General features: G+C 61.6%; 24 protein-coding genes. 4 read left to right on the top strand and 20 right to left on the bottom strand.

The window, feature by feature from the left end; all coding sequences use genetic code 11:
* Positions 1 to 118 precede the first annotated feature (118 nt).
* On the bottom strand, positions 119 to 838 hold the full coding sequence (locus tag ATY29_RS05490; protein ID WP_097535471.1) for a Crp/Fnr family transcriptional regulator: 720 nt from the start codon (positions 836 to 838) through the stop codon (positions 119 to 121).
* Between the two features lie 130 nt (positions 839 to 968).
* Here ATY29_RS05490 and ATY29_RS05485 point away from each other — a divergent pair, with 130 nt between their 5' ends.
* Positions 969 to 1,214, top strand: a complete 246-nt coding sequence (locus tag ATY29_RS05485; protein ID WP_003565352.1) for a DUF6894 family protein — start codon at positions 969 to 971, stop codon at positions 1,212 to 1,214.
* Between the two features lie 148 nt (positions 1,215 to 1,362).
* Here the strand turns inward: ATY29_RS05485 and ATY29_RS05480 are convergent, their stop codons facing one another.
* The 17 genes from ATY29_RS05480 to dnaG all read right to left on the bottom strand — a co-directional run bounded on the left by ATY29_RS05480 (position 1,363) and on the right by dnaG (position 17,516).
* Positions 1,363 to 1,596, bottom strand: coding sequence for a DUF6894 family protein (locus tag ATY29_RS05480; RefSeq protein ID WP_003565354.1), 234 nt, complete (start codon positions 1,594 to 1,596; stop codon positions 1,363 to 1,365).
* Positions 1,597 to 1,675: 79 nt separating this feature from the next.
* Entirely contained in the window at positions 1,676 to 2,074 is a 399-nt protein-coding gene (locus tag ATY29_RS05475) for a DUF427 domain-containing protein (RefSeq protein ID WP_003565356.1), read from the bottom strand.
* A gap of 82 nt (positions 2,075 to 2,156) precedes the next feature.
* Positions 2,157 to 2,849, bottom strand: coding sequence for a B3/B4 domain-containing protein (locus ATY29_RS05470; protein WP_097535469.1), 693 nt, complete (start codon positions 2,847 to 2,849; stop codon positions 2,157 to 2,159).
* Between the two features lie 3 nt (positions 2,850 to 2,852).
* A complete protein-coding gene (locus ATY29_RS05465) occupies positions 2,853 to 3,752 on the bottom strand; it encodes a DMT family transporter (RefSeq protein WP_097535467.1) in 900 nt (299 codons plus the stop codon).
* An 84-nt stretch (positions 3,753 to 3,836) separates the two neighbouring features.
* On the bottom strand, positions 3,837 to 4,643 hold the full coding sequence (locus ATY29_RS05460) for an AraC family transcriptional regulator (protein WP_097535465.1): 807 nt from the start codon (positions 4,641 to 4,643) through the stop codon (positions 3,837 to 3,839).
* A gap of 139 nt (positions 4,644 to 4,782) precedes the next feature.
* Positions 4,783 to 5,571: an APH(3') family aminoglycoside O-phosphotransferase gene (locus ATY29_RS05455; protein ID WP_025416699.1), complete on the bottom strand. Its 789-nt coding sequence runs from the start codon at positions 5,569 to 5,571 to the stop codon at positions 4,783 to 4,785.
* A complete protein-coding gene (locus tag ATY29_RS36720; protein WP_003565364.1) occupies positions 5,568 to 5,729 on the bottom strand; it encodes a hypothetical protein in 162 nt (53 codons plus the stop codon). The genes ATY29_RS05455 and ATY29_RS36720 overlap by 4 nt, the downstream gene beginning before the upstream one ends.
* Before the next feature lie 93 nt (positions 5,730 to 5,822).
* A complete protein-coding gene (locus ATY29_RS05450; protein WP_097535463.1) occupies positions 5,823 to 6,878 on the bottom strand; it encodes a DUF930 domain-containing protein in 1,056 nt (351 codons plus the stop codon).
* Between the two features lie 87 nt (positions 6,879 to 6,965).
* Entirely contained in the window at positions 6,966 to 7,703 is a 738-nt protein-coding gene (locus tag ATY29_RS05445) for a DUF930 domain-containing protein (protein WP_097535461.1), read from the bottom strand.
* A 177-nt stretch (positions 7,704 to 7,880) separates the two neighbouring features.
* The gene (locus tag ATY29_RS05440) at positions 7,881 to 8,174 is read right to left on the bottom strand and encodes a GYD domain-containing protein (RefSeq protein WP_003565370.1); all 294 of its coding nucleotides are present in this window, start codon (positions 8,172 to 8,174) and stop codon (positions 7,881 to 7,883) included.
* 206 nt (positions 8,175 to 8,380) lie between these two features.
* Positions 8,381 to 10,438 carry an RNA polymerase sigma factor RpoD gene (rpoD, locus tag ATY29_RS05435; RefSeq protein ID WP_003565372.1) on the bottom strand — a complete coding sequence of 686 codons (2,058 nt, stop codon included), beginning with the start codon at positions 10,436 to 10,438 and terminating at the stop codon, positions 8,381 to 8,383.
* Between the two features lie 89 nt (positions 10,439 to 10,527).
* On the bottom strand, positions 10,528 to 10,686 hold the full coding sequence (locus tag ATY29_RS36715) for a hypothetical protein (RefSeq protein ID WP_155256637.1): 159 nt from the start codon (positions 10,684 to 10,686) through the stop codon (positions 10,528 to 10,530).
* A gap of 219 nt (positions 10,687 to 10,905) precedes the next feature.
* Positions 10,906 to 11,253, bottom strand: coding sequence for a GFA family protein (locus tag ATY29_RS05430; RefSeq protein WP_097535459.1), 348 nt, complete (start codon positions 11,251 to 11,253; stop codon positions 10,906 to 10,908).
* Between the two features lie 10 nt (positions 11,254 to 11,263).
* Positions 11,264 to 12,301 carry an L-threonine 3-dehydrogenase gene (gene tdh / locus ATY29_RS05425; protein ID WP_097535457.1) on the bottom strand — a complete coding sequence of 346 codons (1,038 nt, stop codon included), beginning with the start codon at positions 12,299 to 12,301 and terminating at the stop codon, positions 11,264 to 11,266.
* 59 nt (positions 12,302 to 12,360) lie between these two features.
* The gene (locus ATY29_RS05420) at positions 12,361 to 13,548 is read right to left on the bottom strand and encodes a glycine C-acetyltransferase (RefSeq protein ID WP_097535455.1); all 1,188 of its coding nucleotides are present in this window, start codon (positions 13,546 to 13,548) and stop codon (positions 12,361 to 12,363) included.
* 93 nt (positions 13,549 to 13,641) lie between these two features.
* Complete coding sequence (gene recQ / locus ATY29_RS05415) at positions 13,642 to 15,510, bottom strand: DNA helicase RecQ (protein ID WP_097535452.1); 1,869 nt, start codon at positions 15,508 to 15,510, stop codon at positions 13,642 to 13,644.
* Positions 15,510 to 17,516 carry a DNA primase gene (gene dnaG / locus ATY29_RS05410; protein WP_003565382.1) on the bottom strand — a complete coding sequence of 669 codons (2,007 nt, stop codon included), beginning with the start codon at positions 17,514 to 17,516 and terminating at the stop codon, positions 15,510 to 15,512. Before dnaG ends, recQ begins: the two co-directional genes overlap by 1 nt.
* 672 nt (positions 17,517 to 18,188) lie before the next feature.
* Here dnaG and ATY29_RS05400 point away from each other — a divergent pair.
* A complete protein-coding gene (locus ATY29_RS05400; protein ID WP_003565383.1) occupies positions 18,189 to 19,076 on the top strand; it encodes a hypothetical protein in 888 nt (295 codons plus the stop codon).
* Positions 19,077 to 19,083: 7 nt separating this feature from the next.
* Here the strand turns inward: ATY29_RS05400 and ATY29_RS05395 are convergent, their stop codons facing one another.
* Entirely contained in the window at positions 19,084 to 19,536 is a 453-nt protein-coding gene (locus ATY29_RS05395) for a GatB/YqeY domain-containing protein (protein ID WP_025416704.1), read from the bottom strand.
* A 270-nt stretch (positions 19,537 to 19,806) separates the two neighbouring features.
* Between ATY29_RS05395 and carA the strand changes: the two genes are divergently transcribed.
* Both carA and ATY29_RS05385 read left to right on the top strand, forming a co-directional pair.
* Positions 19,807 to 21,012: a glutamine-hydrolyzing carbamoyl-phosphate synthase small subunit gene (gene carA / locus ATY29_RS05390; RefSeq protein ID WP_025416705.1), complete on the top strand. Its 1,206-nt coding sequence runs from the start codon at positions 19,807 to 19,809 to the stop codon at positions 21,010 to 21,012.
* 125 nt (positions 21,013 to 21,137) lie between these two features.
* On the top strand, positions 21,138 to 21,458 hold the full coding sequence (locus ATY29_RS05385) for a hypothetical protein (RefSeq protein WP_003565391.1): 321 nt from the start codon (positions 21,138 to 21,140) through the stop codon (positions 21,456 to 21,458).
* Positions 21,459 to 21,474: 16 nt separating this feature from the next.
* On the opposite strand, the gene ATY29_RS05380 is transcribed toward ATY29_RS05385, so the two are convergent.
* Positions 21,475 to 22,878 (bottom strand): MATE family efflux transporter, encoded by a 1,404-nt coding sequence (locus ATY29_RS05380; RefSeq protein WP_003565393.1) that lies wholly within the window; start codon positions 22,876 to 22,878, stop codon positions 21,475 to 21,477.
* Positions 22,879 to 22,971: the final 93 nt, after the last annotated feature.

Here is a 22,971-nt window from a genome sequence, read left to right as displayed (position 1 = left end):
ACGTGGGAGGCAGCGGCCTTCAGGAGATTTTTCGTGAATGTGCGAATGGTGTTCTGCCCCGATAGAGGGTTTGTCAATTGGAATGAACCGATGTCACTGGATTGTGCATGCGACGCGCTTAGCGCGGCTCCTTTATGATGTTCAGGTAGGCGGGGTCGAATTCGGCGATTTCCTGCAGGCGCTCCCAGTCGACGATAGTGATCGTCCGGTTCTCCCAGGTGAAAACGCCCTCGCGCCTCAGCGCCTGCAGCGTCTTGTTCAGATGGACGACGGAAACGCCGAGCACGTCGGCCATCTCGATCTGCGTCAACGGAAACTGGAAGCTCGCGCCCCGCGTCCGCTTGACGACCTGCAGCCGCACGAAGAGCTCGCAGACGAGGTGGGCGATATGGGCGCGTTTGGAGCGCCGGCCCATGGCGACGATCCACTCGCGGTGAATGGCACCATCGACCAGCGTATCGAGCCAGAGCAGCCGTGTCAGATGCGGCATTCGCTCGGTGATCGCCCTGAGATCGCCGTGGTCGGCGAAAACGACGTGGCAGGACGACAGCGCGACGATGCCGTGATCCATTTTCTTGACGGGAAAGGCATGCAGGTCGACGAAATCGCCGGCGACATGCAGCGCGGTGATCTGGCGGCTGCCATCGGCCATGACCTTGTAGCGCGCCGCGAAACCATCGAGCAGCAGCGTGCTGTAGGGCGGGCGGCTGCCTTCGGGGACGATATCTTCTCCGGCAGCGAAGTGCCTGTCCTTGATCAGGATCGACCGGAGTAGGTTCTCCTCCTCGGCCGAAAGCACATCGCGGCTTCCAAGGTTGAGCAGCAGGGCTTCAATCACGGGCTTGCCCACCGATGGCACACGAGGAGATCATGACTATGCGACCTGTATTTTCTATAAGAATCAATGCCTAGCCTCGGGAACAATTGTCTTCATCTGTAATTTCTCCCTGTGACGCACAGGAAAAAACATGGCTCGCTACTTCTTCGATCTCCATAACGGCGAAGGTCCCACACGCGATGAGCACGGCACCGAGCTCAGATCGCGTGACGACATTCCGAAAGAGGTGACCCGCATCCTGCTGGATGTGGCCCGTGACGAACTGCCCGCGGGCGATCGCACGATCATCGCCGTCACTGTCCGCAACGAAAGCGGCGACCCGGTGACAGTTGCCAGTCTCGTCTTCAACAATGAGTGGCTCGACGTCTTGCGATAGGGCGGCCGTTTAAGGCTGCCGCCGATCTTCTCCGCATCAGTCCGACTCGGTCGCCGCGACGCTAAGACCCGCCTTCATAGCCAGCAATTAAATTTGACATAGTCGCGTCATCGCTTGACTAACATCGCAGGCAGTATGCCGGCCGCGGCTATTTGGCGATTTCCTCGAGAATCAGCCGGATTTCCGCAAGCGGCCGCCGGCTTTCGTCGAAGAGTTCCACGGACAGCATGTTCAGAGGTTCCGCCGGCAGGCCTTCGGCAGCCATCTCCGCCAGCACGCGCCGCGCCTCCGCTTTCGCGGCCTCGATTGAGGCGAATTCATATCCGGTCTCGGTCGCCCCGACGCCATCACGATCAAGGAGCTGAAAGTAGAACTTCGGCACGACACATCCCCCGCTAGATCAGTCTAACGATCCCGCAAGCAACATGTTCCCGACCGCAACCGTGGCCCATCTCCGACGGTCAGAAGGTGCCGGCCTCCGGAGAGGCCATTTCCTCGATGCCGTCGACGCGGTCGGGATAGAAGGCGAGATGGTCCTTGATGCTGCTGACGGCAGCATTCGGCGACTCGTAAGTCCAGACGGCATTCCTGGAGCGCTCGCCGCCCGCAATGATGCTGTAATAGGCGGCGTCGCCCTTATAGGGACAATGGCTGGCATGATCGGTGCGCTGCAGCAGCGACATCTCCACATCCCGGCGCGGAATATACTGCACCGGCGGATAGGAGGCCTCACGCAGCGTCAGCGCATCGTGGCTATCGGCAATCACCTTGCCATCAAGCGTGACGACGACACGGCAGGGATTGTGCTCGACGGTGATCGGATGATCCGGGCCCGGAATCTTGATCGACTTGTCTGACATGAGGTTCGTCTCCACGAGATATCGATCTCACCGAGATAGGGCGGGCATGCCGCCAGCCCAAGACCTTTCGCGACGACATGTATCAGAATTCGAATCGCGGCGATGCCAGGCTCAGCATGGCGGTTTTCGGCTCGCCCGGCCAGTGATGCGCCAGCGCCTCTGCCAGAGTTGCGACCAGCCTGCCAATATCCTCGCCGGCAGAAGCATGCAGGGCCTCGGCAACGATCAGCACCGAGCGGCTCTCCTGCCGCACCGCCGACAGACCGCTCTGCCGGTTTGTCCAGCGCCGCGCATGCGCCCTCTCCTCACCGTCTGCGAAGATCACCTCGTTAGGTTCCGGATGCTCGATGTCTCCGCCGAAGGTCAGATAGGTCTCATGGCCGCCGGCCCGCCGAACCTCGAGATCGCCCGCAATCCGTTCGGTGTCGAAGACGGCGATCGGAATGGCGAAGGCGAGCGAAATCGCATTGCAGAGATTGACGAGCGGATGCAGGCGCGGCAGGCCATGCTCCTGGCGGAAGCGGCGCAGCAGCGCCTCGGAGGCCGAGCGATATTGCGTCGGCTTCAGCCCCATGCGGGAAAAGCCGCGCCGCCACGCCTGTATTTCAGGAAATTCGCCCTCCTGCGCGGCGGCCAGCCGGGCGCTGGCGGTCGCGCTGAAGCCCGCAATCGCCTTCTCGACCTCGGCATCCGCATGAATATCGTCCACATGGAGCGCGCCGGCGCGAAGCTCCGGAAACGCCTGCCATATTGCACCGGAATGACGGAACTGCATGGCCTATCTCCCTCCAGATATGTTCATCGCCGCCCGGCTGCCGGCAAAGGCAAGCCCGAGCATGGCCGCCAATACGCAGGCAATGCCGGCGATCTGATTGAGCCCGATCGGTTCGCCGAGGATGAGGAACGCAAGGATGACGGCGGAGACCGGAGCGACCGCAGTGAAGAGCGCGGCTTCCGTGCCGCTCACTCTTGCCGCCCCCGCATACCAGAGCAGGAAGCCGCCGGCCGTCGGCACCAGCGCATAATAAACGACGGCAATAACGGCGCTTGTGGACATATCGCGTGCAAAAGGCGCCTCGAAAACCGCCGGGATGACAGCGACGACAAAGCCGATGCCGGCCATCACAGTCGACTGGGCAAGCGGCGGAATGTCAGTCTTCAGCCTCTTGTTCAGCAGGATGAACAAACCCTCGCAGACGACGGCGCAGAAGATCAGCACATTGCCGGCGAACGACCCGCCGGCGGCACCCGGCGTGAAGGCGATCGAAAACACGCCCGCCGTCGCAAGCGCCACGGCAACAAGCAGACCGCGCCCAGGGCTTTCACGAAGCAGCAGGATGGAAATGGCCGCCGAGACCACCGGCAGCGTGCCGATGATGACGCCGGCATCGGCGGCCGAGGTCAGGCTAAGGCCTGATATCAGCAGCGTCGTATAACCAACGCTGCCGGCACCCGCCTGAATGGCGAGGATCAGGCGGTCATGCCCGGAGAGCTTTGGCAGCCGGACGCCGTTCGCGCGCATCAGCACGAGGAGGATGGGAAATGCGAGGGCGAAGCGCAGGGCGGTGGCGGTAAATGGCGGCAAGCCCGATGCGATGAACTTGCTGGCGACAACCGTGCTTCCCACCGTCAGCATGGCCAGCGCCAGATAGAGATATCCTTGAACCTGCCTCGACATTCAAACGCCTCCTGTTGGGAGCGCAGAGCAAACAGCAGGGGTTTCTCGCGGTCTTGAACGAAATTGCAGCCGCGACGCTGGCATTCAGGAAAAGGCGCCGGCATAGAGCCGCGGCGACAGGCCGTATTTGCGCACGAAGACCCGTGTCATATGGCTCTGGTCGGCAAAGCCGCTGGCGAAGGCTGCTTCGGCAAGCGGCATGCCCTTGGCGATCAGCCGCCGGGCGATATGGATGCGGGCCTGGACGAGATAGGCGTGCGGCGTCAATCCCGTCGCCTTGGCAAAGCCGCGCAGCACCTGGAAGCGGCTGAGCCCGCTTTCCCTGGCGAGATCGGCGAGCGAGACGGCGGCAAGCGGATCGTCGTCAATCAGGTCTCGGGCCGCGCGGATGGAGCCCGGCACCGGCGGCCGCTCGTGGCCGCCGGCGCGTTCCCGCATGACATCGGCGACGAGCTGCAGCAGCAGTTGCTCGCAGAGCAGCCCGTTGGCCGCTCCGCCGCCAGTCACCGCGCCAAACAACATTTCGAAACGGGCGGCGATCGCCCTGTTGCGGATGACGGGATAAGGGATTTCCTGCCGCCCTGCCCCACCCTCGGCGAACTCTTGCGACAGGCCAGTGACGATCTCCGGATCGAAATAGAGGATGCGCCACGACCGCCCTTCGCCGATCGGCGCACCGTCATGCACCTCGTTCGGATTGACCGTGATGATATCGCCGGCCTCGGCCTCCACCATGCCGCGGCCGCTCAGCGATTTCTGTGCCCCTGATGAGACGAGGCCGATGCCGAACTGATCATGGGTGTGGCGGATGAAACTGCGATGCGTTTCCGCTTCCATCGCTTCGACGCCCGTCAGCGCCGAGCGCCGCATCCTGAACTGGTTTTTCGGCATGTTTCGTCCGCAGGTCCGATCGCCGCCCACTTTGCCAGCTAGGCGCAGATGGCGCAATGCCTACAGCATGTCGCGCAAAAGGTACGGCGGTTTCGCGATCACGACATGCGTAAAAACAGGGAGCTAAAGCGCGTGGCGCTTAGAAGAACTCGTCGAGCAGTTGATAGTAGTCGAGCCTTGCCGGTTCCGGCGCCGTCAGCCCGTAACGATCGAGGAAGGGCTGCAGCAGCGCCTCGCCGAAATTATGGGCGATGCTGCGGCAGGCGAGCGCGATATCCTGATAGCGGTCGGCCACGCCGAGCCGGCTGCAATCGATATAGCCGGAAAACCGCTCTTCGGCGGTAATGAAATTCGGCAGGCAGGCGTCGCCATGGGTGACGACGAGATCCTCGTCGATGGGCCTCGTGCGCAGCAGTTCGGCAAATAGGGCCGCAGCGCTCTGTCCAAGCCGCGCCGCGTCGAAATCGGTCTCGTCGACGATGCCGGCCTGCATCCGCGCTTTGGCCACCGCCACGCGGTTCTCCAGCCGGTGATCGAAGGGACAGGATGCGATTGGCAGACGATGCAGGTCGAGAAGCGCCGCAGCCAGCAATTCGACCCGCACAAGCGGCGTCAGCGTCGAGGCGCTGGCGAGATCGGCGCCTGGCAGCGCGCCGATCAGCAGCCAATTACGCTCCCCGTCGCTTTGTTCTGCGATCACATCGGGACATGGCAAACCGGCGGCCTTGAGCCAGCCGAGCCGGGCCGCTTCATCGGCAATCTCGCCGAATGTCCCCGCCAGCTCGACCTTTAGATAGAGCGCCGACAAGCCCTCGCCTTCCAGCCGGAAGACGCTTGCCGCCGAACGGCCGAGCCCATCCCGCTCCAACCGGTAGCCCGACAGCCGGTCGCCAAACGGTCCGGCCGGCAATGTCCAGGGAAATGTCAATGAAGTGTTTCGGCGGGGGCAGCTTCGAGAAGGATCTCGAAGGCCTCTTCAAGTGCCGCCACCAGAATATCGGTCAGCTCGTCGCCTTTGTGTTCCAGGAACAGCGCGCTGACGGCTTCATCCTGACGCTCCAAAAAACGCTCGATCTCGTTCGACATATCATTGTCCCTTCTTCACCGTATCATTACGGCCGTGAGGAGAGGCTAGATGCGGTTCCTTGTGTGTGGCTTGTTGACATCCAGATTCCAAATTCAATTGTCAGGAAGCCCCCGACGTTTCCATTGGCTGCGCGGAATTTCTCCGCTGACATCAAATGCAAAAGAGACAACCTTCATAGCGTCATCATCCACTTCACAACGAAAGTGGACGTCGTACCAGCCCTCAGCCGTGCGGAAGGCGGCTCGGAGATCCAGAACGGTGCCCTGTGACAAACCCTGACTGGGTACAATAATTGGCTGAAAGCTTGGCGAAGCGTGGATCAGCTGTTGCTGGAGTTCGCTTCTACACAGCTGGGCAACACGTTTACGGCGCGGCACGCCATTCATCGCGATTTTCGCCACAGGATCGTCATCGGCTGACTGCGAAAACAAGGTCTTGGCCTTTACGAGATCGTCCTTTTCTGCGTCCGTCTTCGTTGTCTCAGGAGGCTTCCGTTCTGGCGGCTTGACCACCTGGATATCTGTCTTGGCTTCACCGGTCGCTTCCGCAAGAGGCGCGTTGCGCTCAGGAGAAACGTCGGCCGTCGCGACCTCTGGAAGTTGCACATCGTCAGGAACTGGCCTTGCCGGAGGCGTCTCCGTCTGCGGCTTTTCTGCCGAAACCTCTGCAGGCGCCTGTTCCGGCTTCGCTCCGTGCTGGGGCGCCGTCGTCGCAGGCTTTACCTCACCCTGAGAAGAATTCCCCGCTGGCGATTTTTTCGGTCCGCTATCCCTGTCTCCGAACTCGACGACAGGATTCAGGCTGGGGATGGGGGCCGCGGGCTTGGCTTGCTCTGCCTGCTTATTTTCAACGGGGCGCGGCGGTGGTGGCGGAGGCGGTGGTGGCGGTGGCGGCGGCGGTTGTTTCTTGGCCTGTTCCGGGGGCTTCGGCTCCGGTGGCTTTTCCTTGGGCTTTTCCTCCGGCTTCTTCTCCTCCGGCGGCGGGACGAGTTCTACTTTCACGCTCTCGTCTTCGGGCGGCTTCGGCTCGATCTTCGGCAGCCCGAAAATGAGCAGCGCGACGATGGGCACATGCAGAAGCACCGACACGGCAACACCCCAGCGGAATTCGGGCCGCTGTTTTGCCGTTGCGTGATTCGTCTCTGTCATTTCCACGTCGTCTGTCACAGCAGCGATGTGGCTGTTAAAGCCGGCAGCATCAAGCCACGAAACAAAAAAACCTCGTGATCGTGGTGGTCATTGGTCGGCGGCACCGTCGTCCGCCACCAGATCGTGCGCCTGCCATTCACCCTCTGGAATGGCATCGCCGACGAGGAAGGCGAAGGACACGACCTTGCCGGAGCCGGCATCGAGCCCGCATTTGAACTGGATGTTGTACCACTTGCGTTGGCTGCGGAAGGCGCCGCCCCTCACCTCGACATTGTTGCCGCTGACCTTCTCCGCCGCCATCGCGTAGGGGGCGAGCGTATCGGGCCGCAGATCCGGCCGCGCGCGGCGGACCTGCTCCAGCGCCTCGAGGTCGCAAAGCTGCAGATTGCGCTCACTGCCGGCAAGGCCACGCAGCGCTGCGCGGGCGCCCCGGCTGCGCGGATCGGCCAGCACCTTGTCGGAAAACAGCTGGCTTGCCGCGACGAATTCCGCCGGCCTCGGTGCCGGCGGAGCGACTGGCGTCACAGACGGCATTGCCGCAGCGGGCGCGTTAGTGGTAACCGGCGCAGGTCTTTCGGCTTGAGCCCGCGCGGCTTCAGGTTTTGCCGGTCCCGGTGATGGCGCCTTGATCGGCTCGGTCGGTTTCAGTGGCTCCACAGACTGCGGAACAATCTCCACAGAGAGACCATCATCAGGTAATGGCAGCGGCGGCTCGGTCTTCGGCATCAGCAGCAGAAGAAGCAGGATTGCAACGGCATGCAGCGCAAATGACGCGGCAGCGCCGCGCTGGATCCCATCATCCCATTTGCCCGCCGCCAGTTCCATCGGTCAGTAAGCAGCTGTTGAATGATCGGCGGAGATGATGAAACTGAGGAGCGCCTTGATCATGGAGCTTGCCGAAAATCAGGCCGGGAGACCTGCCGCGGAAATTGAAGCACGGCGCGACACTGCCAGCACAGCCGAGGCTCTGCAACATATAAATCACACAACCATAATTTGCACCTAGCCGAGCGAGCCTATCAGATCCCGGTAGGCAGCCTCTGGAAAAGCTTTCAGCGTCTCGGTCCGGACATTGCCGCCCATGGCAAGAGAGAGGGTAAAATGCGCCATCACCGCGTCATCCGGCGCCTCGCAGACGGCAACCATGTCATGCCCGCCCATTGTCAGGAAGAACTGGTTGAAGGAACCGCCCACGCTGGCGAGCAATTTCTTCGCCGCGTCCAGCCTCTTTGCCGAGTCGCGAACGTTGCGGATGCCCTGATCCGTCCAATCGATCAAAAGAATGTAAGTGGTCATGTCGTACCTCCTTAACGGAGGAGCCAGTCCACGCAGGTATGCGTCGACCTTGGTTCGCGCCGCGCGATCGATCCCTTCCCCCGTGGCCGGATTATAGCCCTGTCACCATGAGGGGACAAGAAAATCGCCCCGATCATTGGTGTTAATTACAAAAGCAAAAGCCGGGCGCAGGCCCGGCTTTTCCAATGATCGGCGTCGTCGAAACCTCAGCTGTCGAGGAAGCTTCTGAGCTTCCTGGAGCGGCTCGGATGCTTCAGCTTGCGCAGCGCCTTCGCCTCGATCTGGCGGATACGTTCGCGGGTGACCGAGAACTGCTGGCCGACTTCTTCGAGCGTATGATCGGTGTTCATGCCAATCCCGAAGCGCATGCGCAGCACACGTTCCTCGCGCGGCGTCAGCGAGGCGAGAACGCGGGTCGTCGTCTCGCGCAGGTTCGCCTGGATGGCAGCGTCGATCGGCAGCAGCGCGTTCTTGTCCTCGATGAAATCGCCGAGATGCGAATCCTCTTCGTCGCCCACCGGGGTTTCGAGCGAGATCGGCTCCTTGGCAATCTTCAAGACCTTGCGGACCTTTTCGAGCGGCATGGCGAGCTTTTCGGCCAGTTCTTCCGGCGTCGGCTCGCGGCCGATCTCGTGCAGCATCTGGCGCGAGGTACGAACGATCTTGTTGATCGTCTCGATCATGTGCACCGGAATGCGGATCGTGCGGGCCTGGTCGGCGATCGAACGGGTGATCGCCTGACGGATCCACCATGTCGCATAGGTCGAGAACTTGTAGCCGCGGCGGTATTCGAACTTGTCGACCGCCTTCATCAGGCCGATATTGCCTTCCTGAATGAGGTCGAGGAACTGCAGGCCGCGGTTCGTGTATTTCTTGGCGATGGAGATGACGAGGCGAAGGTTCGCTTCGACCATTTCCTTCTTGGCGATGCGGGCTTCGCGCTCGCCCTTCTGCACCATGTGCACGATGCGGCGGAATTCCGAAATCGAAATGCCGGTCTCGGTGGCGAGATTCTGGATCTCCTGACGGATATCGCGGATCGTCGTATTTTCGCCGCGGGCGAATTCCTTCCAGCCGCGGGCGGCCAGATTACCGATCGACTTCATCCAGTTCGGATCGAGCTCGGCACCCTGGTATTGTTCCAGGAAGCTATCGCGCTTGACGCCGTAGGATTCGGCGAGACGCAGCAGGCGGCCTTCGTTGGAAACGAGGCGCTTGTTGATGTCGTAGAGCTGCTCGACCAGAGCGTCGATGCGGTTCTGGTTGAGCGACAGCGACTTGACGGCCTTGATCAACTCGTCCTTGAGTTCCTTGTAGCGGCGCTCCTGGGCTGAAGACAGCGTGCCGGATGCCGACAGGCGCTGCTCGACCTGCTGGTCCTGCAGCTTGCGCAGCTTCTTGTAGGTCTCGGCGATCGTATCCAGCGTCTCCATCACCTGCGGGCGAAGCTCGGCTTCCATTGCCGCCAGCGAAAGGTTGGATTCGTCCTCGTCCTCTTCCTCCTCCTCGGGAGGCAGGCCTTCGCCGCCGACATCGGTGATGTCGTCGTCGCCGGAGCGGGCGCGCCGGGTCTTTTCCTTTTCCTCGGCCGCCTTGCGGTCGGCCTCGATTTTCTCGGGGCTCTGGAACTGCGGCGCAGCCTTGGCTTCGGGACCGGAATAGGTGGTTTCGAGATCGATGATCTCGCGCAACAGCGTCGTGCCTTCGTTGAGTTCGTCGCGCCAGATGATCAGCGCCTGGAAGGTCAGCGGGCTCTCGCAGAGGCCCGCGATCATCGTTTCGCGGCCGGCCTCGATGCGCTTGGCGATGGCGATTTCGCCCTCGCGGGAGAGAAGCTCCACCGAGCCCATTTCGCGCAGGTACATGCGCACCGGATCGTCGGTGCGGTCGGTCGGCTCTTTCTTCTTGGCTGTCGCGAGCGCCGTGCCGCTCGAAGGTGCGAGTTCGCCGCCTTCGCTCTCTTCGTCGCCGCCGCTATCGTCGTCATCGCCGCCGCCGGAAGCACCGGCTTCCTCGGCCTCTTCATCTTCGATGACGTTGATGCCCATATCCGACAACATCGACATCGTGTCTTCGATCTGCTCGGACGTCACTTCTTCAGACGGCAGGACGGCGTTGAGCTCGTCCATCGTCACATAGCCGCGCTTCTTGGCGGCTTTGATCATCTTCTTGACCGCGTCGTCGGAAAGATCGAGAAGAGGGCCGTCGCTTGCGCCGTCGCGTTCGACTTCCGCGTCTTCGTTCTCTTTGACCTTGGTTGCCATTTATATCGTCGCCTTCCTGACGCTATCCAATCTCGCTACGGTGAATGGGCCGTCTCCGGGCCTGACGCGCCGCACGCGTCGCCCTAGAATCACCTTTGCCCACCTAACGGGATGACATTTAAAGCCTGATTAACCACGATCGCCGGCACCGGATAGCAAATCTTTTTTGCTTTTGGATTTCCGGCCATGGTTGCGCGATCCGCCTTGACCCAGTTCACCGTTTCAACAAGTCGAACGGTGATTCCCACATTTTTTGCTCTCGTCAAGCTTTTCCAGAAAAAAAGCTCACGAAATATCGGAAAAAGCCTTATCCACAGGCTTTGAACCGCGGCAGCGATTGCGAACCCTTATTTAAGATGCGGCGAACAAAAGACAAGGGCAGCACGGATTTTGCTCCCCGTGCCAGTTGTTCGCGGCTTTTTTGCGTCCTGTCGTTGGTCTATTCGCCTCTGTACGGACAATACTGGCTACTTTGCCTCACCATCATAGGCCGTCACCTTCAGCGCGCCGAGATCGACCGCAGGAATGCAGCGCAGATTGACCGACGCCATGGCCGCGCCATTCGGTCCTACGCCTTCGCCGAACGGCGCGATGCCGCAATTGGCGCAGAAGTGATGCCGGATGACATGCCTGTTGAAAGTATAGGTCGAGAGATCGTCTTCGGGCGTCTTCAGCACCAGCTTGTCGCGCGGCACGAAGGCCAGGAGCCCGCCCCGCCGGCGGCAGAGCGAACAGTTGCAGTCCAGCGCCTCGGTGAATTCGCCTTCGACTTCGAAAGCGACTTTTCCGCAATGGCAGCTTCCTTCATGGAGCATGTCTTCCTCCTCACATCCAATCCATCACGACCTTGCCTGAATTGCCTGACCGCATCGCCTCGAAGCCGTCGCGGAAATCGTCGATGCCGATGCGGTGGGTGATGATCGGCGAAAGGTCGAGGCCGCCCTGGACGAAGGCGATCATCTTGTACCAGGTCTCGAACATCTCGCGGCCGTAGATGCCCTTGAGATTGAGCATCTTGAAGATCACCTTGTTCCAGTCGATCTCGAAACCGGCAGGCGCAATACCGAGAATGGCGATCTTGCCGCCGTTGTTCATCTTGTCGATCATGTCGCGGAAGGCGGGTGCGGCCCCCGACATTTCGAGCCCGACGTCGAAACCCTCCGTCATGCCGATCGCCTTCATCACGTCGGCCAGGTTTTCGCTCGAAGCGTCGACGACGTGGTCGATGCCGAGCTTGCGCGCCAGCGCCAGCCGGTGCGGGTTGATATCGGTGATCACCACCTTGCGGGCGCCCGAACGTTTGGCGACCAGCGCCCCCATGATGCCGATCGGCCCGGCGCCGGTGACGAGCACGTCCTCGCCGACGAGATCGAAGGAGAGTGCCGTGTGCACGGCATTGCCGAACGGATCGAAAATCGCGGCGATCTCATCGGAAATATCCTCCGGGATCGCCACGACATTGCTTTCGGGAATGCAGACGAACTCGCCGAAGGAACCCGGCCGGTTGACGCCGACTCCGAGCGTGTTGCGGCAGAGATGCCCCCTGCCCGCCCGGCAGTTGCGGCACTTGCCGCAGACGATATGCCCCTCGCCCGAAACCCGCTCGCCGACATGATAACGGGTAACCGCCGAACCGATCTCGGCAATCTCGCCGGAAAATTCATGGCCGACGACCATCGGCACTGGGATGCTCTTCTGCGCCCACTGATCCCAGTTCCAGATATGGACGTCGGTGCCGCAGATCGCCGATTTCCTCACCCGGATCAGCACATCGTTCGGCCCGACCTCCGGCACCGGCACATTCTCCATCCAGAGCCCGACTTCCGGCTTCGACTTGACCAGCGCCTTCATCATGTTCGACATATCTATATCCTTGGCCAGTGCCTATTCCCGCAGGGTTAGGGTGAGGGGCAGCCCCAGTCTCAAATCACGCTCAGATCCCGCCCAGCCTCGGCAAAGGCCGCAATCGCCCGCTCCACATCCGCCCTGGAATGCGCCGCCGACATCTGCGTGCGGATGCGGGCCTGGCCCTTCGGCACGACCGGGAAGGAAAAGCCGATGACATAGATGCCCTTCTTCAGCATCAGCCCCGCCATGTCCTGGGCGAGCTTGGCATCGCCAAGCATGACCGGGATGATCGGATGGCCTTCGCCGGCAAGCGTGAAGCCGAGCTTGGTCATCTCGCGGCGGAAGAGATCGGCATTGTCGGACAGGTGCTGGCGCAAGGCATTGCCGTTTTCAATGAGGTCGAACACTTTGAGCGAGGCGGCGGCGATAACCGGCGCCAGCGTGTTCGAGAACAGATAGGGCCGCGAGCGCTGCCGCAGCCATTCGACGACTTCAGCCTTGGCAGATGTATAACCGCCGGACGCGCCACCGAGCGCCTTGCCGAGCGTGCCGGTGATGATGTCGATTCGGCCTTCGACCCCGCAATGTTCCGGCGAGCCGCGGCCATTCTTGCCGACGAAGCCGACCGCGTGGCTGTCATCGACCATCACCATCGCGCCGTATTTTTCGGCGAGATCGCAAACGCCGCCGAGATTGGCGATGATACCGTCCATCGAGAAGACGCCATCAGTGGCGATCAGCTTGAAGCGGCTGCCTTCAGCCTTTTTCAGTTCCTCTTCGAGTGCCGCCATATCGTTGTTGGCGTAGCGGAAGCGTTTGGCCTTCGAAAGCCGGACGCCGTCGATGATCGAGGCGTGGTTGAGCGCGTCCGAAATGATCGCGTCCTCCTCCGAAAGCAGCGTTTCGAACAGGCCGCCATTGGCGTCAAAGCAGGAGGAATAGAGGATCGTGTCTTCCAGGCCGAGGAAGGAGGAGATACGCGCTTCGAGTTGCTTATGCTCCTCCTGCGTGCCGCAGATGAAGCGCACCGAGGCCATGCCGTAGCCGTAGCGATCGAGCGCCCTCTTGCCGGCCTCGGCCAGTTCCTCGTTGTCGGCAAGGCCGAGATAGTTGTTGGCGCAGAAATTCAGCACCCGCTCGCCGGTCGAAATTCCGATCTCGCCGGCTTGTTTGGAGCTGATGACGCGCTCGGATTTGTAAAGCCCGGCATCCTTCAGCGCCGAAATCTCGGCTCGGAGATGGGAGAGAAATGGCGAGGTCATGGGCGGCCCTTCCTGACGTTTTTTATAGCACTCGGGTTAGCATACCGCCGCCGGATTGTCTTGTTCAGTGCTGAACAGATCAACCGACCTCGTTCAGCCGTTATCCTGCGTCAGGATGATTTCCAGGAAGGCATCGCCATAGCGCTCGAGCTTCGCCTGCCCGACGCCGGATATGGCAAGCAGTTCCTTGCGGCTCCTCGGCCGTTCCGTAGCAAAGGCGATCAGCGTCGTATCGGGGAAGACGACATAGGGCGGCACGCCGAGCGATTTGGCGATCGCCATGCGCTCGGCCCGCAGCGCCTCGAACAGACTGCCGTCAGCCCCCGAAAGCCCTGATTTGCGCTCGCTGCGTTCCGCCTTCTTCGTGCGCCGTTCCGAGGCCGGTCGGTCCTTGCGGAAGAACACCTGCCGCTCTTGCTTGAAGACGGCGCGCGCCTCCGGCTCCAGCTTCAGCGCGCCATAGGCTTCATGATCGACACGGATCAGCCCCATGGCCAGCAGTTGGCGGTAGACGGATTGCCAGGTGCGCGATGGAATATCCTTGCCGGCGCCGAACACCGGCATATCGACATGACCGAAACGCTCGGTCTTTTCGTTGACGTTGCCGAGAAGCACATCGATGACGTGGCCGGCGCCGAAACGCTCGCCGGTGCGGTAGACCGCGGCCAGCGCCTTGATCGCCGCTTCCGTGCCTTCCCAGGTCTCGACCGGCTTCAGGCAGGTGTCGCAATTGCCGCATTGGCCGGCATGCGCCTCGCCGAAATGGCCAAGGATCGCCTGGCGGCGGCAGGAGGCGGTCTCGCAGATCGCCAGCAATGCATTGAGCTTGGCGCGCTCGACCCGCTTGATCTCCGCGGCGGCACCGCCCTCATCGATCATCCGGCCGCGCTGGATGACATCGGCCATGCCATAGGCCATCCAGACCTCCGACGGCAGGCCGTCGCGCCCGGCGCGCCCGGTCTCCTGGTAATAGGCTTCCACCGAGCCCGGCAGGTCGAGGTGGGCGACATAACGTACATTCGGCTTGTCGATGCCCATGCCGAAGGCGACGGTGGCGACCAGGCAGAGGTTTTCCTCTTTCAGGAAAGCATCCTGATTTGCGTCGCGAACCGCCCTGTCCATACCGGCATGGTAGGCAAGCGCGCGCACTCCCTGCCCGTTCAACCACTCGGCCGTATCCTCGACCTTGGCGCGCGACAGGCAATAGACGATGCCGCTGTTTCCCTTGTGGCCGGACAGGAACCGCAGGAGCTGCTGACGCGGCTGGTCCCGCTCGACGATTTCATAGGCGATGTTCGGACGGTCGAAGCTGGTGGTGAAGATCTCGGCAGCGTCGAGCCCCAGCCGCTCGATAATGTCGTCGCGCGTATGCGGATCGGCGGTTGCCGTCAGCGCCACCCTCGGCACGCCGGGATATTGCTCGCCGAGTTGGCCGAGCGCTCGATATTCCGGGCGGAAATCATGGCCCCATTGCGAGACGCAATGGGCCTCGTCGATCGCAAACAGCGCGATCTTTTCGTTGGCGATCAGCTCGCGGAAACCGTCGGTCAGGATGCGCTCGGGTGTGACGTAGAGAAGGTCGAGCTTGCCTGCCGAAAGCGCCCGGCGAACCTCGATGAACTCCTCGCGTGACAGCGACGAATTGAGCGCGGCGGCGCGGATGCCGAGCTGCTTCATCGCCTCGACCTGATCGCGCATCAGCGCAATCAGCGGCGAAACGACGATTCCGACACCGTCACGGCAGAGCGCCGGGATCTGGAAGCACAGGGATTTGCCCGCACCTGTGGGGAAGAGCACCACGGCATCGCCGCCGGCGACCACATGCTCGACCACCTGTTGCTGCTTGCCGCGGAAGGAGGAATAGCCGTAGACCTGCTTGAGAATATCGAGCGGCGCGCGGCCGGCGGAAAACAGCGCATCGGCGGCGGAAAAGCCTGGTTCGTTCCGTTCGGTCAGCGGCATCAGTGGTTCGCCGCCCCTTTGACGCGGCCGGAAAGCACGCCGAAGCCGTCGATGATCGCCTCCTGGTTCTCAAGGCGCACGCCTTCGAAATGCACTTCCTGCTGCGCCCGCATCAGCTGAACGATCGCCTCGCCGTCGCCGGCTTCGGTCGCCAGCGCGATCTCGCGTTCGAGCTCGTTCTTCTGCCGGCGCAGCGCTTTTGCCCGTTTATGGGAGGCCAGCGCCTGCCGGTATCCCTCACGCGCATCCTCCATCGCCGCCTCTTCGGTGGCGATCCACAGCCGGGCATTGCGCACCTGCTGGTCGAGGCTCTTGATGAGCGGGCCGAAGCCTTCGAATTCCAACCGTTCGGTCAGATACTCGCGCGTCAGATGCGGGCCGGCGACGGCAGCGGCGGCCCCAAGCATCGCCGACCAGAGCCGCTGCAGCTCGCGGCTGTCATATTCGATTGCGGCGATCTCATCATAATCGTCGATCATCAAGGCCGGATGGTTGACGACGGTGAGCGCCAGCACGCTTTCGCGCAGCGCCGTATTGGCCTGGTGGCCGCGAACGGGGCCCGAACGGGCAAGCCGGTCGGAAATGATGCTGGGGCTTTTCGGCCCTGCCTTGGACGGATTGTCGCGGCCCGCACGGAAATTGCCGTTGCCGTTAAAGGCGCGGCGCTCGCCATTATTGCGGTTCTGGAACTGCGGCTGGAAGAAGGCGTTCAGCCGGTCGCGTATATCCTGCTGATAATGGCGGCGGACATTCTCGTCGGCGATGACCGCCACCAGCTGCTTCAGCCGCGCCTCGAGCTCGGCGCGTGCCTCGGGCGTGTCGAATTTGCCCGTGTTGATCTCCCGGCTCCAGAGCATCTCCGATAGAGGCTTTGCCTGGCTCATCACCTTGTCAAAGGGGGCACGGCCGTCATCGCGCACCAGATCGTCGGGGTCCTTGCCATCGGGCAGTAGCGCAAAGCGGACGGAACGGCCGGGCTTCAAATGCGGCAGCGCCAGTTCGGCGGCGCGGTTGGCGGCGCGAATGCCGGCGCCGTCGCCGTCGAAACAGAGCACCGGCTGCGGCACCATCTTCCAGAGCAGTTCGAGCTGGTTTTCGGTGAGCGCCGTGCCGAGCGGCGCGACGGCGTTCTCGATACCCGCCTGATAGAGCGCGATCACATCCATATAGCCTTCGACAGCGATAATGGTGCCGCTCGCATTGTCATCCTGGGGATCACCGCGGCCAGGCCCCTGGATGGCGCGGCGCGCGCGGGCGAAATTGTAGAGGACATTGCCCTTGTGGAAGAGTTCCGTCTCGTTGGAGTTCAGATATTTCGCCGGTGCATCTGATGACATGGCGCGGCCGCCGAAGGCGATCACCTTTTCCCGCGACGAAAGGATCGGGAACATGATGCGATCGCGGAAACGATCGTAGGACACCGGCACGTTTTCATGAACGACCAGGCCGCAGGCCTCGATCTGCTCCTTGGAGACACCCTTGCCGGCGAGGAATTCCTTGAGCGCATTGCGGCTGTCAGGCGCATAGCCGAGGCGGAAGGTCTCGATGGTGCGTCCGGTCAGCCCGCGGTCGCGCAGATAGGCGCGCGCCCTCGCCCCATTCGCCGTCTGCAACTGATCCTGGAAAAATTGTGTCGCCATTTCCATGACGTCGATCAGCGAGCCGCGCTCCTTCTCGCGCTTCTCCATCACAGGATCGGCAAGCGGCATCGGCACGCCGGCCATATCGGCGACCTGCTGCACCGCCTCGGGAAAGCTCAAGCCTTCCAGCTCCGTGAGGAAGCGAAAATGATCGCCGGTGACGCCGCAGCCGAAGCAATGATAGCGGCCCTTACGGTCCTCGCAGTGGAAACTCGGCGATTTCTCGCCGTGGAACGGGCAGCATGCCCAGTAATCGCCGCGCGACACGTTGGTCTTGCGCTTATCCCAGCTGACGCGGCGCGCAATCACGTTCGAAATCGGAACGCGGTCGCGAATATCATCGAGAAAGGTGTTGGAAAAGCGCATCTAAACCTCTTGGCCAGCCTCCATATAAGCTGCTTTGCCGCCCCATGCCACGAAACTTGTCATGAAAACCCGCTATTCACAGGCAAGTGCACCCGTCATCAGCGGCTCGGTTATCCAATCAAAAACACGTTATCGCCCCCTGCGACAGGGTGCGACACTATTGTCCTTCGAGCACTGAAATTCCCCCCTCCGCAAAAGTCTTGGCAAAGGTGCCGGCCCTTGTTGTGGCAGAGGTAAACCGTTTTGAAACATATACTTATCACCCGCTTCGATGGCGCAACCTTATCCCGGCGCGGCCACCCGAGCCTTCGCTTCGACGCCTCCAAAACCGACGTTTTCGGCAATCATTATTTTTTTGTAATTTGAATAAGCCGCCATCCCGCAATAGGTTCGATCTCAACAAAGCGATCCCCGAGCGAAGCACCATCCCTACCCCCGGCGCCGCTTCGCAAGGGTGCCTTTGCAAATACCCTCCGGCTTGGGCCTCGGCCCTGCGTTGGCCGGCGGAAGCAAAGAGCAAGAAGGCAGGAGCGCCCCCAGCTCCTGCCTTCTTAAATTTTGGCTTCCCCTGATACAAATTCCCTTTTGAAATTAACCGATTATTGACAAAGTCGTTGACAGGCAGCGCTTGCGTGAAAGAAGTATGCGCCGAATTCCCTGGACCGCTTCCACATGGCTTTTACCGCTGAAACTCTTGCAGCAGACGATCGCTTTCTCGCTGCGATCCTGCATTGCGCCGATCAGATGCTCTCGATCTATCGTGAGAGCCCGCGCATCGCCTCGATTTTCGCCGCACAGCAGCGCTGGCTGATGGCACATGCCGGCTTTGCGCTTCACTACGGTCACCCCGACGATGGCAGGAGCGGTCTCTATTCCGGCCGCTTCATCGATTTCGCGATCAGGAACGATATCGCCAGCCGCAACACGGCCGCAGCCTTCATGCAGGAAATGCTGGCCTATCGTTTCCTGCGGCCGGTTCCCGGCCCCGACAGGCGCACACGCTACCTGGAGCCCACGGAAACCGCCGAGCAGCATTTCACTCGTTGGCTCGTCGCCCATCTGATGATCCTCGACAGCCTCGACGGCGGTGAACGCGCCGGCAAGGTCACCGCCGATCCCTCGGCGATGATGGCAGCGATCCAGCCGCGGATCGCCAAGGCGATCATCGGGAGCGAAGCGGTGCGCAACCCCGGCCCCACCTTCAACCTCTTCAACTGGGCAAATACCGGCGGCCTGGTGATGGACTACCTGATCTCACGCCTTCCGGAATTTCCCCGCACGGCCGAACGTGTCGTGATTGGCCCGCTGTCGCTCCGGGAAATCCGCGAACAGTTCATGATTTCCAACACTCACCTGAAGCGGCTTCTGACGCAGGCAGCGACCATGGAAAGCGTCGGCTGGACCGAACCCTCCCGCAAGGGAGACTTCTGGCTGTCGGGCCGCTTCATCATGGAATATTGGAATTATCAGGCGGCGAAATTCGCCATCATCGATGCTGCCGCTGAAGCGGTGCTCGGGCCTGCGGTTCAGGAAGAACCGCAGGCAAGACGCGTGGTCTAAAGACGCATCAGTTTAGAAGTTCCTTGACGGTCGCCGACGCCTTGGCGAAATCCATCTGCCCGGCATAACGCTCCTTGAGCGCTGCCATGACCTTGCCCATGTCCTTGGCGCCGGCAGCACCGGTCTCGGCGATGATCGCCGAGATGTTGGCGCGTACCTCACTGTCCGAAAGCTGGTTCGGCATGAAATCCTGAATGACGGTGATTTCGGCGCGCTCCTTGGCGGCAAGCTCCGGGCGGGAATTCTCCTCGTAGATCTTGGCCGATTCGTCGCGCTGCTTCACCATCTTGGCGAGGATCTGCAGGATCTCATCGTCGCTCGCCTGCTCTTTGCCGGTGCCGCGATTGGCGATATCGCGGTCCTTGACCGCAGCCTGAATCAGCCGGACGGTGGAAAGCCGCTCCGCGTTCTTGGCCTTCATCGCCTCTTTCAGCTGGGTGGCGAGTTGATCGCGCAGCATGGTCTTCACTCCTGTTTTGATGCCGCTTCATAAACCACGCTGATGTGGCGGATCAAATAAATTGCGCGGTCGCCGCGATAAAGCGCAGGAAAACAGCGGCAATCTCGGCTAGAAAGATTGACGCTAAGCGATTGCGTGGCTATTTACCGCCACCTGCACCAAAATTCGTGATCAGGCCTGAAGCGCGCGGCATTGCCGTGTCCACACGCCTGCGAGATCAAATGGCGACGAGCGCGGCAACGCGCACCGACCGCCGGAAACGGGATGAAGATGACCGCGACAGCACCCTGGACAATCGAAAAGCCGACCGCCCTGCTCGTTCTTGCCGACGGCACGATCATCGAAGGCAAGGGCATCGGCGCCACCGGCAAGGTCCAGGCCGAAGTGGTCTTCAACACCGCGCTGACCGGCTATGAAGAGATCATGACCGACCCCTCCTATCTCGGCCAGATCGTCACCTTCACCTTTCCGCATATCGGCAATATCGGCGCCAATGATGAAGACATCGAGGATCTGACGCCTGCCGCCCGCCACGGCGCGGTCGGCGTCATCTTCAAGGCCGATATCACCGACCCCTCGAACTATCGCGCCGCCAAGCATCTCGACCATTGGCTGAAGGCGCGCGGCGTCATCGGTCTCTGCGGCATCGACACGCGCGCACTGACCGCCTGGATCCGCGAGAACGGTGCCCCGAACGCGGTGATCGCCCACGACCCGAACGGCGTCTTCGATATCGAGACCCTGAAGGCCGAAGCCAAAGCCTGGAGCGGCCTCGAAGGTCTCGACCTTGCCAAGGTCGCCTCGTCGGGCCAGTCCTCGCAATGGACCGAGACCCCGTGGGTTTGGAACGAAGGTTACGGTCAACTCGGCGCGGCGGATGCCAAATACCACGTCGTCTGCCTCGATTACGGCGTCAAGCGCAACATCCTGCGGCTGTTTGCCGGTCTGGATTGCAAGGTGACGGTCGTGCCGGCCGCAACCAGCGCCGAAGACGTGCTCGCCATGCAGCCGGACGGCATTTTCCTGTCGAACGGCCCGGGCGACCCGGCGGCGACCGGCGAATACGCCGTCCCGGTGATCAAGACGCTGGTTAAAACCGATATCCCGGTCTTCGGCATCTGTCTCGGCCATCAGATGCTGGGCCTTGCCCTCGGCGCCAAGACCGAGAAGATGCATCAGGGCCATCACGGCGCCAACCATCCCGTCAAGGATCATACGACCGGCAAGGTCGAGATCGTCTCGATGAACCATGGCTTCGCGGTCGACTCGAAGTCGCTGCCCGATGGCGTTGAAGAGACCCATATTTCCCTTTTCGACGGCACCAATTGCGGCTTGCGCGTCCTCGGCAAGCAGGTTTTCTCTGTCCAGCACCATCCCGAAGCCTCTCCCGGCCCGCAGGACAGCCACTACCTCTTCCGCCGCTTCATCAACATGGTGCGCGAGAAGAAGGGCGAACCGGCGCTCGCTGAACGCTGATCTTAAGGAATACCGATTTCGAAAAGGCCCCATCAACCGGGCCTTTTTCTGTGCTTCGCCTATTGACCTCAACTTAACTTGAGGAATTACAGAATTGCCTGCAAATCTCATGTAGGAGAAAATGGATGAGCGGAGCCTTCTTTCGTGTCGATAAGTTCGTCGTGCCGGCCGCGGCGCGTGAGGAATTTCTCGTCAAAGTGATGATGACACACAAGCTGCTGGAGGCGCAGGAAGGTTTCGTCGATCACAGGGTGCTGGAGCAGGTCGCCGGTCCCGGCGAATTCAATTTCGTCACCATTGCCGAATGGGAAAATGCCGAGGTCGTCGAGCGCGTACGGGTAGCCGTCGCGGCTGCCCACGAGGCTGCCAATTTCGATCCGCAGGAAATGTTTAGCCGTCTCGGCATTCGCGCCGATATCGCCAGCTACAAACCTGTCTCGGCCTGAGGGCAAGACGGCCGGCTCAGGCGCCGGCCATCGCTCCTTCCCGACGAAGCAGAAGATAGAACCGCCAGCAGAGCATGACGGCCGCCGCCGCCAGTCCGACGAGGAACCCGAACCAGATGCCGATGCCGCCGAAGCCCAGCGGGAAGGCAAAGGCCCAGGCAAGGAAGAAGCCGATCGGCCAATAAGCAATCAACGCCATGATCATCGGCACACGTGCGTCCTTGAGGCCGCGCAGCAATCCGTTGGCGACGACCTGCAACCCGTCGACGAGCTGGAAAAGCCCGGCAACGACGATCAGCGGTCCGGCATAGGCAAGCACCGCGGGCGCCTCCGGCGAGTTGACGTCGAGGAACCAGCTGCCGAGGAATTGCGGCATGGTAGCAAAGAGCACCGAGCCCACCGCCGAAATGGCGCAGGCAAGGATGAGCACCATGAGCGAAGCCCGCACCAGACCATCATAATCGCCCTGCCCATGGGCAACGCCGACGCGCACCGTCGCCGCTTGGCTGAGGCCGAGCGGGATCATGAAGGCGATCGAGGCCCATTGCAGGGCAATGCCGTGGGCGGCAAGCTCGATGGTGCCAATATAGCCCATCAGCAGCGAGGCCACCGTGAACAGGCTGACCTCGGCAAGGATGGTGACGCTGATCGGAAAACCGAGCCGGATGACCTCCAGCAGCGCATGCCAGTCGGGCTTCCAGAACCGCACGAAGATCTCGTAGCGCCGTGTCTCCTCCCGCCCCTGAACGAAAGCGAGGATGAAGAGGAAGCCGGCCGTCTGCACGACGACCGAAACGATCGCCGCGCCCTCCAGCCCCATCGCAGGAAAGCCGAAATGGCCGAGCACCAGGGCATAGGCGAAGATCGCGTTCAGCGCCAGCGTGGCAATGGTGACGTTGAGGATGATGCCCGCCTTGCCGATGGCGCTGACCAGCGCGCGCATGACGTTGAAAAGCAGGGCCGGCAGCACGCCGAACTGGCCGATCCTGATGTAGCCGTGGGCGAGCCTGGCGACCTCCGGCTTCTGCTGCGCGAAGAGAAGGATCTGCTCCGAATTGAAGAAGGCCGGCTGCATGATGAGCCAGTAGGCAATCACCACCCACAGACCCATGCGCAGCGCCCGGCGCGCGGAGACGACGTCACCGCGGCCATAGGCCTGCGCCACCATCGGAATGACGGCGATGGCAAAACCCGAGCCGAAGATCAGGATCGTGAACAGGAACTGGGCCGACAGCACCATCGCCGCCAGATGTTCGGCGCCGAGGCGGCCGACGATCATCACGTCGGTGGTGTTGATACCGAGCTGGGCGAGCTGCGCGCCGATCAGCGGAATGCCGAGCGCCAGCGTGGCACGGAAATGTGCGCCCCAACGATTATCGGTTTTCGGCGCAAGCCTGCGCGCGTCGATCGGCGTGTCCATGACACTAGTCCTGTGATTGAAATCGCATCGCCGCAGCTCGCGGCAAAATATCATGCCGGGCTTAGATCAAAGCCCGGCGAAGAACTACCCCAA

It is taken from the genome of Rhizobium hidalgonense, assembly GCF_002914525.1.
Lineage (GTDB): Bacteria > Pseudomonadota > Alphaproteobacteria > Rhizobiales > Rhizobiaceae > Rhizobium > Rhizobium hidalgonense.
The sequence above is the reverse complement of the archived record's forward strand: the minus strand, read 5'-3'. Positions and strand labels throughout refer to the sequence as shown.

Coding starts and splice junctions, on each gene's coding strand:
- ATY29_RS05400 (WP_003565383.1), top strand. CDS start 18,189: ATGGCTTTTACCGCTGAAACTCTTGCAGCAGACGATCGCTTTCTCGCT.
- ATY29_RS05485 (WP_003565352.1), top strand. CDS start 969: ATGGCTCGCTACTTCTTCGATCTCCATAACGGCGAAGGTCCCACACGC.
- recQ (WP_097535452.1), bottom strand. CDS start 15,510: ATGCCGCTGACCGAACGGAACGAACCAGGCTTTTCCGCCGCCGATGCG.
- ATY29_RS05385 (WP_003565391.1), top strand. CDS start 21,138: ATGAGCGGAGCCTTCTTTCGTGTCGATAAGTTCGTCGTGCCGGCCGCG.
- ATY29_RS05440 (WP_003565370.1), bottom strand. CDS start 8,174: ATGACCACTTACATTCTTTTGATCGATTGGACGGATCAGGGCATCCGC.
- tdh (WP_097535457.1), bottom strand. CDS start 12,301: ATGTCGAACATGATGAAGGCGCTGGTCAAGTCGAAGCCGGAAGTCGGG.
- ATY29_RS05475 (WP_003565356.1), bottom strand. CDS start 2,074: ATGTCAGACAAGTCGATCAAGATTCCGGGCCCGGATCATCCGATCACC.
- ATY29_RS05460 (WP_097535465.1), bottom strand. CDS start 4,643: ATGCCGAAAAACCAGTTCAGGATGCGGCGCTCGGCGCTGACGGGCGTC.
- ATY29_RS05420 (WP_097535455.1), bottom strand. CDS start 13,548: ATGACCTCGCCATTTCTCTCCCATCTCCGAGCCGAGATTTCGGCGCTG.
- ATY29_RS05430 (WP_097535459.1), bottom strand. CDS start 11,253: ATGCTCCATGAAGGAAGCTGCCATTGCGGAAAAGTCGCTTTCGAAGTC.
- ATY29_RS05465 (WP_097535467.1), bottom strand. CDS start 3,752: ATGTCGAGGCAGGTTCAAGGATATCTCTATCTGGCGCTGGCCATGCTG.
- ATY29_RS05470 (WP_097535469.1), bottom strand. CDS start 2,849: ATGCAGTTCCGTCATTCCGGTGCAATATGGCAGGCGTTTCCGGAGCTT.
- rpoD (WP_003565372.1), bottom strand. CDS start 10,438: ATGGCAACCAAGGTCAAAGAGAACGAAGACGCGGAAGTCGAACGCGAC.
- carA (WP_025416705.1), top strand. CDS start 19,807: ATGACCGCGACAGCACCCTGGACAATCGAAAAGCCGACCGCCCTGCTC.
- ATY29_RS05450 (WP_097535463.1), bottom strand. CDS start 6,878: ATGACAGAGACGAATCACGCAACGGCAAAACAGCGGCCCGAATTCCGC.
- ATY29_RS05380 (WP_003565393.1), bottom strand. CDS start 22,878: ATGGACACGCCGATCGACGCGCGCAGGCTTGCGCCGAAAACCGATAAT.
- ATY29_RS36720 (WP_003565364.1), bottom strand. CDS start 5,729: ATGTCGAACGAGATCGAGCGTTTTTTGGAGCGTCAGGATGAAGCCGTC.
- ATY29_RS05395 (WP_025416704.1), bottom strand. CDS start 19,536: ATGCTGCGCGATCAACTCGCCACCCAGCTGAAAGAGGCGATGAAGGCC.
- ATY29_RS05445 (WP_097535461.1), bottom strand. CDS start 7,703: ATGGAACTGGCGGCGGGCAAATGGGATGATGGGATCCAGCGCGGCGCT.
- dnaG (WP_003565382.1), bottom strand. CDS start 17,516: ATGCGCTTTTCCAACACCTTTCTCGATGATATTCGCGACCGCGTTCCG.